This is a genomic window from Actinophytocola sp. (genome assembly GCF_050699915.1).
In the GTDB taxonomy this organism is placed as follows: Bacteria; Actinomycetota; Actinomycetes; order Mycobacteriales; family Pseudonocardiaceae; genus Actinophytocola.
Window position 1 is genome coordinate 1 of the sequence record NZ_JBOHGA010000168.1, and the last position, 14,399, is coordinate 14,399.

The following is a 14,399-nucleotide window of genomic DNA, read 5'->3' on the forward strand; positions in this document are numbered from 1 at the left end:
GACCGGCGGCGTCCCGCGGACTCACCGTCGCCGCGCCGGCAGGCCTGGCGCTCGCGGCTGTACCGGCTCGACGTCAAGGGCTCGCCGTACCTGTACGTCCTGCCGTTCTTCGGGCTGTTCGCGGTGTTCGGTCTGTTCCCGCTGATCTACACGGCGATCATCTCGACGACCTCGTGGAGCCCGCGACGGCCCGGCAGCGAGGACACCTCGGTCGGGCTGGACAACTACACGAAGCTGCTGGGCGACGAGAACTTCCACAACGCGCTGATCAACACGTTCGGCATCGGGCTGTTGTCGACGGTGCCGCAGCTGCTGCTGGCGCTGGGGATCGCGCACCTGCTGAACTACCGGCTGCGCGGCCGGCTGTTCCTGCGGATGGGCGTGCTGCTCCCCTACATCACCTCGGTCGCCGCGGTCGCGCTGATCTTCAACCAGGTGTTCGCGCGTGACTTCGGCCTGCTGAACTGGTTCCTCCAGCCCTTCGTCGAGAACCCGATGGACTGGCGCGCGGAGAAGTGGGCGTCCTGGCTGGCCGTGTCGACGATGGTGACCTGGCACTGGACCGGCTACAACGCGCTGATCTACCTGGCCGCCATGCAGACGATCCCGTACGAGCTCTACGAGTCGGCGTCGATCGACGGCGCCAGCAAGTGGCAGCAGCTCCGGTACGTGACGATCCCGAGCCTGCGGCCGACGATCATCTTCACGGTCATCGTGTCGACGATCGGCGCGCTGCAGCTGTTCGCCGAGCCGTTCCTGTTCGACACCACGCGCAACAGCAACGGCGGTTCGGAACGCCAGTTCCAGACGGTCGTGCTCTACCTCTACCAGCAGTTCTGGACCAACGGCCGGTACGGCTACGCAGCCGCGATCGCCTGGACGCTGTTCCTGGTCACCGTCGTCGTCGCGCTGGTGAACTTCCTGCTCGTGCGGCGCATCCGGTCGGCGGACTAGGAGGCATCGATGAGACGTGCGAAGACGCCCGGCTCCGCCGGCTGGGCCGCCTACGGGCTCCTGCTCGCGATCATCGTGTTCTCGATCTTCCCGCTGTACTGGTCGGTCGTGGTGTCCTCGCGGGACCAGTCGGCGATCGGCCGGTACCCGCCGCCGCTGGTGCCCGGCGGCTCGCTGTGGGAGAACCTCGAGGCGGCGTTCGAGCAGGGCAACTTCGGCCTGGCGCTGTCGAACTCGGTGGTGGTGGCCGGCACGATCACCGTGTCGGTGGTGTTCACGTCCACGCTCGCGGGCTTCGCCTTCGCCAAGCTGACCTTCCGCGGCCGCAACGGGTTGTTCACCACGGTCGTGGCGACGATGCTCGTGCCGACGCAGCTCGCGATCATCCCGCTGTACATCATGGTCACCCAGTGGTTCGGCTGGGCCAACGACCTGCGCGGGGTCATCGTGCCGGCGCTGGTGAGCGCGTTCGGCGTGTTCTTCATGCGGCAGTACCTCACCTCCGCGATGCCGACCGAGCTGCTCGAGGCCGGTCGCGTGGACGGCGCCTCGACCATGCGGATCTACTGGAACGTGGTGCTGCCCATCGCCCGGCCCGGGGCGGCGGTGCTCGCACTGCTCACGTTCATCACGTACTGGAACGACCTGTTCTGGCCACTGATCCTGCTGAACACGCAGAACCCGACCGTCCAGGTGGCGATCGCCAACACGGCGAGCGGCATCGAGGTGGACTACTCGCTGGTGCTGGCGGGCACGGTGATCGCCACCTTCCCCATGCTGCTGGTCTTCCTGCTGCTGGGACGACAGATCATCGGAGGCATCATGCAGGGGGCGATCAAGGGATGACCCGGATGGAGTTTCCCGAGGGCTTCGTGTGGGGCGCCGCGACCGCGGCGTACCAGATCGAGGGCTCGCCCGGCGCGGACGGTCGCGGACCGTCCATCTGGGACACCTTCAGCCACACGCCGGGGCGGGTGGCGGACGGCGACACCGGCGACGAGGCGACCGACCACTACCGCCGCTACCGCGACGACGTGGCGATGATGGCGTCGCTGGGGCTGCCCGCGTACCGGTTCTCCGTGTCGTGGCCCCGGATCCAGCCCGGCGGCAAGGGTCCGGCGAACGTCGCCGGACTCGACCACTACGACCGCCTGGTGGACGAGCTGGCGGCGCACGGGATCACCCCGATGCTCACGCTGTACCACTGGGACCTGCCACAGGAGCTGGAGGACTCCGGCGGCTGGGGCGAGCGCGACACCGCGGCCCGGTTCGCGGAGTACGCGGCACTGGTCGGTGAGCGGCTGGGCGACCGGGTGCCGCTGTGGACCACGCTGAACGAGCCGTGGTGTGCCGCGTTCCTCGGGTACGCCGCGGGCGTGCACGCGCCGGGCCGGACCGACCCGGCGCTGTCGCTGCGAGCGGCGCACCACCTGCTGCTGGCCCACGGGCTCGGGGTCGACGCGCTGCGCGAGGTGCTGCCGGCGAGCGCGCAGGTGTCGATCACACTGAACCTGAGCGCCGTGATGCCCGGCGCGACCTCGCCGGAGGCGACCGCGGCCGTGCGCCGGATCGACGGACTCGCCAACCGGCTGTTCCTCGACCCGCTGTTCCGCGGCCACTACCCCGCCGACGTGCTGCGAGCCACCGAGGCGCTGACCGACTGGTCGTTCGTGTCCGAGGACGACCTCGCGGTGATCTCGACGCCCATCGACCTGCTTGGCATCAACTACTACACGCCGACGCTCGTGGATGCGGGCCCTGCCGAGCCCGGCCCGACGGCGTGGCCGGGGTGTTCGGACATCCGGTTCGTCCAGCCGCCCGGCCCGAAGACCGCGATGGGGTGGGCCATCGACGCGCAGGGCCTGCGCGCGGTGGTGCACCGGGTGCACGAGGAGTACTCGCCGATCCCGCAGATGATCACGGAGAACGGCGCCGCGTTCGACGACGAGCTGGGCGCCGACGGCGGTGTGCGGGACCCCGAGCGCATCTCCTACCTGCGTGATCACCTCGCGGTCGTACACGAGGCGATCGAGGCCGGGGTCGACCTTCGTGGATACTTCGTGTGGTCGCTGCTGGACAACTTCGAGTGGTCGTACGGGTACTCGAAGCGGTTCGGCATCGTCCACGTGGACTATCCGACACAGCACCGGGCCTGGAAGGACAGCGCCTACTGGTACCGGCAGGTGATCAGCACGAACGGCATACACATTGAGTGAGGTCTCGGTCCGGCGGCAGAAGCCGACCCTGGACACGGTCGCGGCGGAGGCGGGAGTCTCCCGGGCGACCGTGTCCCGGGTGATCAACGGCTCGCCACGGGTGTCGGCGGAGGTGAAGGACGCGGTCGAGTCGGCGATCGGCCGGCTGGGCTACGTGCCGAACCGGGCGGCGCGCTCGCTCGCGATGCGCCGGACCGACTCCGTGGCGCTGGTGATGCGCGAGCCGGACGCCACCGTGTTGTCCGACCCCTACCTCGGCAACATCATCATCGCGACCTCGCAGGCGCTGATCGGCACCGGCGTGCAGCTGGTGCTGGTGAACGCGCGCAACGACGCCGAGCACTCCCGGCTCGCCGACTACGTCCGAAGTGGACACGTCGACGGCGTGCTGCTGGCCTCGATGCACGACGACGACCCGCTGCCCCGCCTGCTGCTGGACGCCGGCATCCCGACCGTGGTCGGCGGCCGGCCGCAGCGCCACCTGCCCGGCCTGTCGTACGTGGACGTGGACAACGTCGGCGGCGCGCAGCTGGCCGCCGAGCGGCTGCTGACCGCGGGCCGGCGCCGGATCGCGACGATCGCTGGACCGCAGGACATGACGGCGGGGTACGACCGGCTGGGCGGTTACCAGCGGGCGCTGGCCGCCGCCGGGCGCAAGGCCGACCGGGTGGCCTACGGCGACTTCACCCGGGAGTCCGGCGAACAGGCGATGACCGCGCTGCTGGACCGCCATCCGGACGTCGACGCCGTGTTCGCGGCGAACGACCTGATGGCGATCGGCGCGCTGCGCTCCCTGCGGGCCGCCGGCCGCGGCGTGCCGGACGAGGTGTCGGTGGTGGGCTACGACGACATCGAGATGGCCAAGCACACCGAGCCCCCGCTGACGACCATCCACCAGCCGGTGGTGGACCAGGCCCGCACGATGACCGAGCTGCTGCTGACCCAGATCGGCGGCGACCCGGTGGGCGAGCCGGTGGTCCTCCCGACAGAGCTCGTCGAACGCGACTCCGTCTGAGCGCGCCTACTCGGCGGCGGCTCTGCGGGGCACCGCGACCAGGTGGTAGGACGGGACGCCCTGCCAGACGCCCTTCAGGCCCTCCACCGCGACGTAGCCGTTGAGCCGCCAGACTCCGTAGTCGTGGGACAGCGGGCTGTCGCGGCGGTCGTCCACCCGGATGGTGATCTCGCACTCGTCGCCCAGTGACGGGTTGTCGTTGGGCGCCACCAGCCGGATCTGCTCGGCCGACGGCGACTCGGCTCCGTCGCCCGCGGTCTCGTCCAGCCACACGTCGAGCCGGACCCGGCGCCGGCGGTTCTTGGTCAGGAACTCGACGAACTCGCGGTTCTTCGTGCGGTTCCCGAGCTTGCCCTCGAAGCGCGGGACACGCCGTTGCCTGGCCGAACGTCGGCGGAGCCACACCAGCACCACGGCGAGAACGACACCGACACCGGCCACCAACGCCCACTGCTCGATCGACACGACTTGCTCCGGGGTCGCGGCTAGGTCGCGGCCACGGTATCGGGCGAACTTGGCGGTGGCTAGGAGGTGGTAACGTCGGTTCGCTGGTCAGGCCTCTGATCGGTGACGCGAACAGTTCGCGGCCCGCCAGGCCGCGGCAGGTGGTAGCGAAGTCCGGTGCGAACCCGGCGCTGTCCCGCAACTGTGGTGGCCCGCGAAAGCGTGCCCGAGCCAGGTCGCCTCCCACTCCCCGCGTCGACGCCAACCGCCCCCGGTGCAGGGATGCGGCGTCGCGACCGCCACGTCGCCGCTGCTCGGGGCCGACGACCCGAAGGTGGTCCATGTCGAACCCCAACCGCAGGCGCGTGCGACGCCTCGCGGCCATCGCCCTCGTCTCGGCGCTCGTCACCGCCGGCTGCGCCCAGCGCGCCGACGAGGAACCCGCCGCGCCCAAGACCGAGCAGCAGCAGTTCCCGGTCACCGTCACGCCGCCCGCGGGCGAGCCGCTGACGATCGAGGAACGGCCCGAGCGCATCGTCTCGCTGTCGGCCAGCAACACCGAGACGCTGTTCGCCGTCGGCGCCGGCAAACAGATCGTCGCCGCCGACGAGCAGTCCAACTACCCCGCCGAGGCGCCGAAGACCGATCTGTCCGGGCTGACCCCCAACGTCGAGGCGATCGCGAAGTACGACCCCGACCTGGTGGTGCTCTCCGACGACGCCGACGGCATCGTCGCCGCCCTGCGGAAGCTCGACCGGCAGGTGCTCGTCGTCCCCGCGGCCGCGAGTCTCGACGACCTGTACACCGGCATCGAGCTATTCGGCGAGGCCACCGGGCACGCCGACGAGGCGACGGACCTCGCCGACCGCACCCGGGACGACCTGGAAAAGCTCGCCGCCGACGCGCCGAAGCAGGACCTGACCTACTACCACGAGCTCGACACGACGTTCTTCAGCGCCACCTCGAAGACCTTCATCGGCCAGGTCTACGGCCTGTTCGGGCTCACCAACATCGCCGACCCGGCCGACAAGGACGGCGGCGGCTACCCCCAGCTGTCCACCGAGCACATCCTCCAGTCCGACCCGGACATGATCTTCCTCGCGGACACGAAGTGCTGCGGGCAGAACGCGGAATCGGTCTCCGCGCGCCCCGGCTGGCGCAACCTCGGGGCCGTGAAGAACGGCAACGTCGTCGCCCTCGACGACGACCTCGCCTCGCGGTGGGGACCGCGCGTGGTCGACCTCGCCCGGTCGATCTCCGACGCGGTGGCCAAGGCGAGCGAAGGCTGATGCCGACGGCGACCAGCCGCGAGGCCGCCCGGCCGGACGTCACCCCGACGCGACTGCGCCCGGCGGTGCTGGTCGGGTCGGTGCTCGCGCTGGTCGTCGTGGTCACCATCTCGACGCTGCTCGGCGCGGCCGAGCTCGGCTGGACCCGCGTCGTGGCCGAGATCTGGGCTCAGCTGACCGGCGGCGTCTCGCCGCTGTCGACGATCGAGGCGGGCATCGTCTGGGAGGTCCGGCTGCCGCGGGTGATCCTCGCCGGCCTCGTCGGCGCGGCGCTCGCCATGGCCGGCGCCGCCTTCCAGGGCGTGTTCCGCAACCCGCTCGCCGACCCCTACCTGCTCGGCGCGGCCGCCGGCGCCGGCATGGCCGCGACGATCGTGGTCGTCGCGGCGCCGTCGGTCACCGGATGGATCATCGGCCCGCTCCCCCTCGCCGCGTTCGCCGGTGCGATCGGCGGGGTGACGCTGACCTGGATGCTGGGTCGCTCGGCCGGTGGCGGCACCGCGGTGCTGCTGCTCGCCGGAGTCGCGGTCGCGTCGTTCCTCACGGCGATCCAGACGTTCGTCCAGCAGCTCAACACGGACACGATCAAGCAGGTCTACAGCTGGATGCTGGGCGGGCTGAACACCACCGGCTGGCGAGAGGTCCTGCTGACCCTGCCCTACATCGGGCTCGCCGGCGTGGTGCTTTGCCTGTGCGGCCGGCTGCTGGACGTACTCGCTGTCGGCGACGACGAGGCGGTCTCGCTCGGCATCCGTCCCGGACGGGTACGGATCGTGGTGCTGCTCGCCGCGTCACTGGCCACCGCGGCGGCGGTCGCGGTCAGCGGGCTGATCGGGTTCGTCGGGATCGTCGTCCCACATGTGGTGCGGCTGCTGGCCGGCGCGAGCTACCGGGTCGTCGTGCCGCTGTCGCTGCTCGGCGGGGCGATGTTCCTGATCGTCGCCGACCACGTCGCGCGCACCGCGTTCGCGCCGGCCGAGCTGCCGATCGGAGTGATCACCGCGTTCACCGGCGCGCCGTTCTTCCTGCTGGTGCTTCGGATGAACCGGGCCAGGCTGCGGTGAGGGCGCTCAGCCTGCGCGGGGTGACCGCGCGCTACGGCACCAAGGTCGTCGCCGCCGGCGTCGACGTCGAGGTGCCGGCCGGCAGCTGGCTGGCGATCATCGGGCCGAACGGCGCCGGCAAGTCCTCACTGCTCAAGTCCATCGTCGGCGTGGTCGACCACGACGGGCAGATCCTGCTCGACGGCACGCCGACCGGCGCGATCGGCAGCCGGGAACGGGCCCGCGCGATCGCGTACGCGCCACAGACTCCCCACCTGCCGGACCGGCTCACGGTGACCGACTACGTGTTGTTGGGCCGGACCCCGCACCTGGCCCCGCTGGCCCGCGAGCGCCGGGCGGACCTGGAGATCGTGGAGCAGGTGCTGGACCGGCTCGACCTGACCGCGCTCGCCGGCCGCGCCCTGCACACGCTGTCTGGCGGCGAGCGGCAGCGGGCGGTGCTGGCCCGGGTGCTCGCCCAGCAGGCCGGCCTGCTGCTGCTCGACGAGCCGACGACGGGGCTGGACATCGGCCACGCGCAGGCGCTGCTGGACCTGATCGACCGCCTGCGCACGGAGGAGGGCGCGACGGTGGTCAGCACGCTGCACGACCTGACGCTCTCCGCCCAGTACGCCGACCGCCTGCTGCTCCTCGACCGCGGCGAGGTCGTCGCCGCGGGCACACCGGAACAGGTTCTCACCCGCCCGGTGATCGAACGCCACTACGCCGCCGCGGTCGAGGTGCTCACGACGGACAACGGCAACCTGGTCGTCGCGCCTACCCGCAAGCCCCGGCAGGCGGACTCGTAGCCGCCCACAGGCGCGAAGGTCTTCTTGTCAGTCCTCGTTGGTAGCCCCGAAATCGGGGGCCAGAGGCCAACGCGCCACGGTAGAACGTGTTACATTTCTGCGCGTGATCCTGGACCGGTTCCTGCTCACCGACCACGTCGCTGTGGTGACCGGGGCCGGGCGGGGGATCGGGGCGGCGACCGCGGTGGCGTTCGCGGAGGCCGGGGCCGACGTGGTGATCTCCGCGCGTACCGAGGCCGACCTCGACGAGGTGGCCGAGGTTGTCACCGCGACCGGCCGGCGGGCGCTGCCGGTCGCCGCCGACCTGTCCGATGTGGACACTGTGAGCACGCTGGCCGAGGCGGCGCGAGCCGAGTTCGGGCGGCTGGACGTCGTCGTCAACAACCTCGGTGGGACCTATCCGCGCCCGTTGCTGGACACGGAGACCGGCTTCCTCGAGGAGGCGTTCCGGTTCAACGTCTCCACCGCGCACGCGCTCACCAAGGCCGCCGTGCCGCTGATGCTTGCCGGGGGCGGCGGGGCGATCGTGAACGTCTCGTCGATCATGGGGCGGGTCGCCGGGCGCGGGTTCCTCGCCTACGGCACGGCCAAGGCGGCGCTCGCCCACCTGACCGAACTGTCCGCCTACGACCTCGCGCCCCGCATCCGGGTGAACGCCGTCTCGGTCGGCTCGGTGGCCACCTCCGCGCTGGACATCGTGCTGACCAACGACGAGCTGCGCACCAAGATGGAACGGGCCACTCCCCTGCGCCGCATCGGCACTGCCGAGGAGGTCGCGGCGACGATCCTCTTCCTCGCCTCGCCCGCGGCCGGCTACCTCACCGGCAAGGTGCTCGAGGTGGACGGCGGGCTGCAGGCACCGAACCTGGACTTGGGGTTGCCGGACCTATGAGGGTTGTCCAGTGGAGCACGGGAAACGTCGGCCGGCACGCGATCGCCGGGATCGCGGCGCGGTCGGACCTCGAGCTGGCCGGCGTCTGGGTGTCCACTTCGGACAAGGTGGGCCGGGACGCGGGCGAGCTCGCGGGCATCGGGCCGCTCGGTGTGGCCGCCACGGACGACGCCGACGCCCTGCTCGCGACCAGGCCCGACTGCGTCGTCTACACGGCGATGGCCGACGACCGCATCGTCGAGGCGCTCGGCGACCTCGAACGGATTCTGCGCGCGGGCGTCAACGTCGTATCCAGCTCGCCGGTGTTCCTGCAGTACCCGGCCGGCGTGGTGCCCGACGAGCTGGTCGAGCCGATCCACCGGGCGGCCGCCGCCGGTGGCGCGTCGCTGTGGGTCAACGGCATCGATCCCGGCTTCGCGAACGACTGGCTGCCGCTCGTGCTCACCTCGGTCTGCGAGCGCATCGACCAGGTGCGCTGCCTGGAGATCCTCGACTACTCCACCTACGACAACGCCAAGGTGCTCTTCGACATCATGGGCTTCGGCCGACCACTCGACGACACCCCGATGCTGCTGATGCCCGGCATCCTGTCGCTCGCCTGGGGCAGCGTCGTGCGCCAGCTCGCCGCGGGACTGGGCGTCGAGCTCGACGGCGTCGAGGAGACCGCGACCCGGCTGCCGGCGCCGGACACGTTCGACATCGCCGCCGGGCGGGTCGAGGCCGGCACCGCGGCGGCCCTGCGCTTCGAGGTGCGCGGGATGCGCGGCGGCCGGGCCGTGTGCGTGCTCGAGCACGTGACGCGGCTACGGCCCGACCTCGGCCCGGACTGGCCGCAGCCCGCCGGACAGGGCGGCTATCGCGTCGAGGTCACCGGCGAGCCGAACTACACGCTCGACCTGCGGCTCGTGGCCAACGACGGCGACCACAACACGGCCGGGCTCAAGGCCACCGCGATGCGCCTGGTGAACGCGATCCCGGCAGTGGTCGCGGCGCGGCCCGGACTGCTGACCGCGCTGGACCTGCCGCTGGTGACCGGCCGGGGGCTGGTGAGCTGAGGCCTCAGGTCTCGGTGCGGGTCGAGGAGCTGGGCTCCTTCTTCTCGCCAGCCGGCTCCTCGCTCTTCTCGTCGGTGGAAGACTCCGCCTTGTCGTCGGCGGGCTCGTCGGCCGACTCGGCCGGCTTGGCCTCGGCAGGCTCCTCAGCCACGGCGGGCTCATCGGCCTTGGCGGGCTCATCGGCCTTGGCGTCCGCGGGCTCCTCGGCGTCGGCCTTGGCGGGCTCGTCGACCGGCTCGTCGGACTTCTCCGCCTCCGCGGGCGCATCGTCCGACTCCGCGGCCTCGTCGTCGGTCTCGTCCGCCTTCTCCGCGTCGGCGTCGGCGACGTCATCGACGTCGGTGGCCTCCTCGACCGCCGGCTCGCCGGTGTCCGGTGGCACGCTGCCCTGGATCGCCGCCAGGTCCTCACGTGGGCCGCGCCGCTTGGCGAGGACCAGGTACGCGATCGCGCCGAGGAACACGATGATCGAGACCCAGACGTTGACCCGCGCGCCGAACACCTCGTTGGCCGGGTCGCTGCGCATCAGCTCGATCCACGTGCGGCCGGCCGTGTAGCCGGCGACGTAGACGGCGAACGCGCGGCCGTGGCCGAGGCGGAAGCGCCGGTCGGCCCAGACGACGAGCGCGACCACGCCCAGGTTCCACAGCAGCTCGTAGAGGAACGTGGGGTGCACGACCTGGACGGGGATGTGGTTGACCGCGACGCCGTTGAGGTTGTCCTCGGCGCCGGACTCGTTGATGCGCCGGTAGATCTCCAGGCCCCAGGGCAGGCCCGTCGGCCCGCCGTAGAGCTCCTGGTTGAAGTAGTTGCCGAGCCGCCCGATGGCCTGGCCGAGGACGACGCCGGGGGCGATCGCGTCGGCGAACACCGGCAGCGGCACCTTCTTGACCCGGCAGCCGATCCACGCCCCGACCGCGCCGAGCGCGATGGCACCCCAGATACCGAGGCCGCCGTCCCAGATCATCAGGATCTTGACGGGGTCGCCGTCCGCACCGAAGTACAGCTGGTTGTCGGTGATCACGTGGTACAGCCGGCCGCCGACCAGGCCGAACGGCACGGCGAACACCGAGATGTCGATGACCGTGCCCGGCGTGCCGCCGCGCGCGATCCACCGCCGCTCGCCCCACCAGATCGCCGCGATGATGCCGGCGATCACACAGAGCGCGTAGGCCCGGATCGGGATGGGACCGAGCTCCCAGACGCCACGATCGGGACTCGGGATACTCGCCAGGAAGACACTGGACGCCACAGTCACGCGCGTCACCGTAACGGGCGACATCCAGGCCGGGCACACAGGGTCGCCCAACCGTCGGGCGGAGCTAGCCGGCCACGACCGGGCGACGACGGACGCCCTCGGCGAGCTCACCGGCGAGCTCGCGGACCCCGGCCACGTCGCCGGCTCGGGACACGAACGCCGAGCCGACCACGACCGCGTCGGCGAACGACGCCACCTCGGCCGCCTGGTCCCCCGACCGGACGCCCAGGCCGACCGCGACCGGCAGGTCACCCGCGTGCTCGCGAGCCCGGGCCACCAGCCCGGACGCCGCACCGCCGACCTGGTCCCGCGCGCCGGTCACGCCCATGACGGCCGTGGCGTACAGGAAGCCCGTGGTCGCCGCGGCGGTGGACGCCAGCCGCTCGGGAGTCGAGGACGGTGCCACGAGGAAGATCCGGTCCAGGTCGTGCGCCTCGGAGGCGGCCAGCCAGTCGGCCGCCTCGTCGGGCACCAGGTCCGGGGTGATCATGCCGAGCCCGCCGGCCGCGGCGAGGTCGCGGGCGAACCGGTCGACGCCGTAGGCGTGCACCGGGTTCCAGTACGTCATCACCACGACCTGCCCACCGGCCGAGGCGACCCGCTCGACCACGCGGAACAGGTCACGCAGCCGGAACCCGCCCTTGAGCGCCGTGTCGGCGGCCGCCTGGATGGTCGGGCCGTCCATCACCGGGTCCGAGTACGGCACGCCGACCTCGACGACGTCGCAGCCGGCCTCGATCATCGCCGACAGGTGAGCCGCCGAGTCGTCCACCGTCGGGTAGCCGGCCGGCAGGTAGCCGATGAGGGCCGCCCGGCCCTCCGCGCGCGTCCGGGCGAACACCGGGTCCAGCCGTGCCATCACGTCTCCACACAGTCACTTTTCAACGAAGCCGAAGTAGTCCGCCGCGGTGCCCATGTCCTTGTCCCCGCGCCCGGACAGGTTCACCAGGATCAGCGCGTCCGGCCCGAGTTCCTGCCCGAGCTTGCACGCGCCGGCCAGCGCGTGCGCCGACTCGATCGCCGGGATGATGCCCTCGGTACGCGACAGCAGCTGGAACGCCGCCATCGCCTCGTCGTCGGTCACCGAGCGGTACTCCGCGCGGCCGGTGTCCTTGAGCCACGAGTGCTCCGGGCCCACCCCGGGATAGTCCAGCCCGGCGGAGATCGAGTAGGCCTCGATCGTCTGGCCGTCCTCGTCCTGCAGCAGGTAGGACAGCGCGCCGTGCAGCATGCCCGGCTTGCCCTCGCCGAGCGTGGCGCCGTGCTCACCGGACTCGATGCCGTGGCCGCCCGGCTCGAAGCCGACCAGCCGCACGTCGGGGTCGTCGATGAAGCCGTGGAAGACGCCGATGGCGTTGGACCCGCCGCCGACGCACGCGGCCACGACGTCGGGCAGCCGGCCCGCCTTCGCCAGGATCTGCTCGCGCGCCTCGGACCCGATGACCTTGTGGAAGTTGCGCACCATCACCGGGAACGGGTGCCCGCCGGCGGCCGTGCCGAGCAGGTAGTGGGTGTTGTCGACGTTCGCGACCCAGTCCCGCAGCGCCTCGTTGATGGCGTCCTTCAACGTGCGCGAGCCGGTCTTCACCGGGATCACCTCGGCGCCGAGCAGCCGCATCCGGGCCACGTTCAGCGCCTGGCGCTGGGTGTCGACCTCGCCCATGTACACGACACAGTCGAGGCCCATCAGCGCGCACGCGGTGGCGGTGGCCACGCCGTGCTGGCCGGCGCCGGTCTCCGCGATGACCCGCTTCTTGCCCATCCGCTTGGTGAGCAGAGCCTGGCCGAGCACATTGTTGATCTTGTGCGACCCGGTGTGGTTGAGGTCCTCGCGCTTGAGGAAGATCCGCGCGCCGCCGGCGTGCTCGGCGAACCGGGGCGCCTCGGTGAGCAGCGACGGGCGGCCGGCGTAGTCCTTGAGCAGCCGGTTCAGCTCGTCGACGAACTCGGGATCGAGCCGTGCCTTGTCGTACTCGGCGGACAGCTCGTCCATGGCGGCGATCAGCGCCTCCGGCAGGAACCGTCCACCGTACGGGCCGAAGTGGCCGCCCGCGTCCGGGTCGTGCGCGTCGGGCTCGTGCTCGGTGCCCGGCGCGCCGGATTCCTGCTCGGAGTCGGTCATCTGCTCGGCCTCGGGCAGGCGGGGTGCGAGCCGGCGGTCACCAACTGGACCACGGCGGCCTTGGGGTCTGGGCTCGCGACCAGGCTCTCGCCGACCAGCACGGCGTCCGCGCCGGCGCCGGCGTGGGTCATCAGGTCGCCGGGGCCGCGCACGCCGGACTCGGCGATCTTGATGACGTCCATCGGCAGGCCCGGGGCGATCCGGCCGAACACGTCCCGGTCGACCTCGAGGGTGTGCAGGTTGCGGGCGTTGATGCCGAGCACCGTGGCGCCCGCCTCGAGCGCGCGGTCGGCCTCCTCGGCGGTGTGCACCTCGACGAGCGCGGTCATGCCGAGCGACTCGGCCCGGTCCAGCAGCGAGACGAGCGCGTTCTGCTCGAGTGCCGCCACGATCAGCAGCACGAGGTCGGCGCCGTGCGCCCGGGCCTCGTGCACCTGGTAGGGGCCGACGATGAAGTCCTTGCGCAGCAACGGAACGCTGACCGCGGCACGCACCGCGTCGAGGTCGGCGAGCGAGCCGCCGAACCGCCGCCCTTCGGTGAGCACGCTGATCACGCGCGCGCCCGCGTCGGCGTAGTCCTTGGCGAGCGCGGCCGGGTCGGTGATCTCCGCCAGCTCGCCCTTGGAGGGGCTGCGCCGCTTCACCTCCGCGATCACGCCGATACCGGAACCGCGGAGCGCGGCCAGCGCGTCCTTGGGTGGTGGGGCCTTCGCGGCGAGCTCCTTCAGCGCATCGAACGGCAGCGCTGCCTCGCGTTCCGCCAGATCCTCGCGGACGCCTTCGATGATCGACTCGAGCACGCTCACAGGCCACACTCGCTGGCCGGGCGCGACCGTCTCGCCGATTCCCGTGTGTCGCAGGTGCTATCCACCAGCTTTGCCCCTTCCCGCCACAGGGATGCTAACCCCGTGCCCTGCGAGGAGTCGTTACGGGTCCGTGCTCAGCGCTCGTCCCGCACGTTCTTCGCGGCGTTGTCCGCCGGATGGCCGACAGTGGGATCTTGGCCCTGGGACAGCCCGTCCCACAGGTCTTTGGCCGGATCTCCCGACGCGCGTCGTGCGCCGGCCGACCGGTACTTCGCGCCCAGCGTGGGCAGCCTCGCGGCGAAGCGGATCACCAGGAAACCGGCCACGACCAGCGCCGCGGCGCCGACCAGTGAGAGCACCGGCCCCGGCCCAGACCCGCCGGCCAGCGCGGCCCAGCCGGCGAGCAGCCCGGCCAGTACGACGATCCCGCCTACCACCCGTTTGGCCCAGCCGCCGGCCGCGACCGCGCCGGCGAACCCGGCGAGCGCCACGAGCG

Annotated in this window: 15 protein-coding genes; 9 read left to right on the top strand and 6 right to left on the bottom strand. The window is 71.7% G+C overall.

The features are described 5' to 3' along the window. The 4 genes from ACRDSK_RS24525 to ACRDSK_RS24540 all read left to right on the top strand — a co-directional run. On the top strand, positions 1 to 954 hold a 954-nt coding region (locus ACRDSK_RS24525), incomplete at its 5' end, for a carbohydrate ABC transporter permease (protein ID WP_431443596.1). A gap of 9 nt (positions 955 to 963) precedes the next feature. Further along, positions 964 to 1,800, top strand: a complete 837-nt coding sequence (locus ACRDSK_RS24530) for a carbohydrate ABC transporter permease (protein ID WP_431443597.1) — start codon at positions 964 to 966, stop codon at positions 1,798 to 1,800. 5 nt (positions 1,801 to 1,805) lie between these two features. Then, entirely contained in the window at positions 1,806 to 3,170 is a 1,365-nt protein-coding gene (locus ACRDSK_RS24535) for a GH1 family beta-glucosidase (RefSeq protein WP_431443598.1), read from the top strand. After that, a complete protein-coding gene (locus ACRDSK_RS24540; protein WP_431443599.1) occupies positions 3,163 to 4,185 on the top strand; it encodes a LacI family DNA-binding transcriptional regulator in 1,023 nt (340 codons plus the stop codon). The genes ACRDSK_RS24535 and ACRDSK_RS24540 overlap by 8 nt, the downstream gene beginning before the upstream one ends. A 6-nt stretch (positions 4,186 to 4,191) precedes the next feature. Here the strand turns inward: ACRDSK_RS24540 and ACRDSK_RS24545 are convergent, their stop codons facing one another. Then, positions 4,192 to 4,650 (bottom strand): hypothetical protein, encoded by a 459-nt coding sequence (locus ACRDSK_RS24545; protein ID WP_431443600.1) that lies wholly within the window; start codon positions 4,648 to 4,650, stop codon positions 4,192 to 4,194. Between the two features lie 320 nt (positions 4,651 to 4,970). Here ACRDSK_RS24545 and ACRDSK_RS24550 point away from each other — a divergent pair, with 320 nt between their 5' ends. From ACRDSK_RS24550 to ACRDSK_RS24570, 5 genes are all read left to right on the top strand, one after another. Next, positions 4,971 to 5,918: an ABC transporter substrate-binding protein gene (locus ACRDSK_RS24550; protein WP_431443601.1), complete on the top strand. Its 948-nt coding sequence runs from the start codon at positions 4,971 to 4,973 to the stop codon at positions 5,916 to 5,918. Beyond that, the gene (locus tag ACRDSK_RS24555; protein ID WP_431443602.1) at positions 5,918 to 6,982 is read left to right on the top strand and encodes a FecCD family ABC transporter permease; all 1,065 of its coding nucleotides are present in this window, start codon (positions 5,918 to 5,920) and stop codon (positions 6,980 to 6,982) included. Before ACRDSK_RS24550 ends, ACRDSK_RS24555 begins: the two co-directional genes overlap by 1 nt. Then, complete coding sequence (locus tag ACRDSK_RS24560; protein ID WP_431443603.1) at positions 6,979 to 7,770, top strand: ABC transporter ATP-binding protein; 792 nt, start codon at positions 6,979 to 6,981, stop codon at positions 7,768 to 7,770. Before ACRDSK_RS24555 ends, ACRDSK_RS24560 begins: the two co-directional genes overlap by 4 nt. Positions 7,771 to 7,873: 103 nt before the next feature. Next, positions 7,874 to 8,662 carry an SDR family oxidoreductase gene (locus tag ACRDSK_RS24565; RefSeq protein ID WP_431443604.1) on the top strand — a complete coding sequence of 263 codons (789 nt, stop codon included), beginning with the start codon at positions 7,874 to 7,876 and terminating at the stop codon, positions 8,660 to 8,662. Further along, complete coding sequence (locus tag ACRDSK_RS24570; protein WP_431443605.1) at positions 8,659 to 9,717, top strand: NAD(P)H-dependent amine dehydrogenase family protein; 1,059 nt, start codon at positions 8,659 to 8,661, stop codon at positions 9,715 to 9,717. Before ACRDSK_RS24565 ends, ACRDSK_RS24570 begins: the two co-directional genes overlap by 4 nt. A gap of 4 nt (positions 9,718 to 9,721) precedes the next feature. On the opposite strand, the gene lgt is transcribed toward ACRDSK_RS24570, so the two are convergent. The 5 genes from lgt to ACRDSK_RS24595 all read right to left on the bottom strand — a co-directional run. Further along, positions 9,722 to 10,999, bottom strand: coding sequence for a prolipoprotein diacylglyceryl transferase (gene lgt / locus ACRDSK_RS24575; protein WP_431443606.1), 1,278 nt, complete (start codon positions 10,997 to 10,999; stop codon positions 9,722 to 9,724). 40 nt (positions 11,000 to 11,039) lie between these two features. Then, the gene (trpA, locus tag ACRDSK_RS24580; RefSeq protein ID WP_431443607.1) at positions 11,040 to 11,834 is read right to left on the bottom strand and encodes a tryptophan synthase subunit alpha; all 795 of its coding nucleotides are present in this window, start codon (positions 11,832 to 11,834) and stop codon (positions 11,040 to 11,042) included. Positions 11,835 to 11,849: 15 nt separating this feature from the next. Next, positions 11,850 to 13,097, bottom strand: coding sequence for a tryptophan synthase subunit beta (gene trpB, locus ACRDSK_RS24585; RefSeq protein WP_431443608.1), 1,248 nt, complete (start codon positions 13,095 to 13,097; stop codon positions 11,850 to 11,852). Continuing rightward, a complete protein-coding gene (trpC, locus tag ACRDSK_RS24590) occupies positions 13,094 to 13,903 on the bottom strand; it encodes an indole-3-glycerol phosphate synthase TrpC (protein WP_431443609.1) in 810 nt (269 codons plus the stop codon). Before trpC ends, trpB begins: the two co-directional genes overlap by 4 nt. Before the next feature lie 134 nt (positions 13,904 to 14,037). After that, on the bottom strand, positions 14,038 to 14,399 hold a 362-nt coding region (locus tag ACRDSK_RS24595), incomplete at its 5' end, for a Trp biosynthesis-associated membrane protein (protein WP_431443610.1).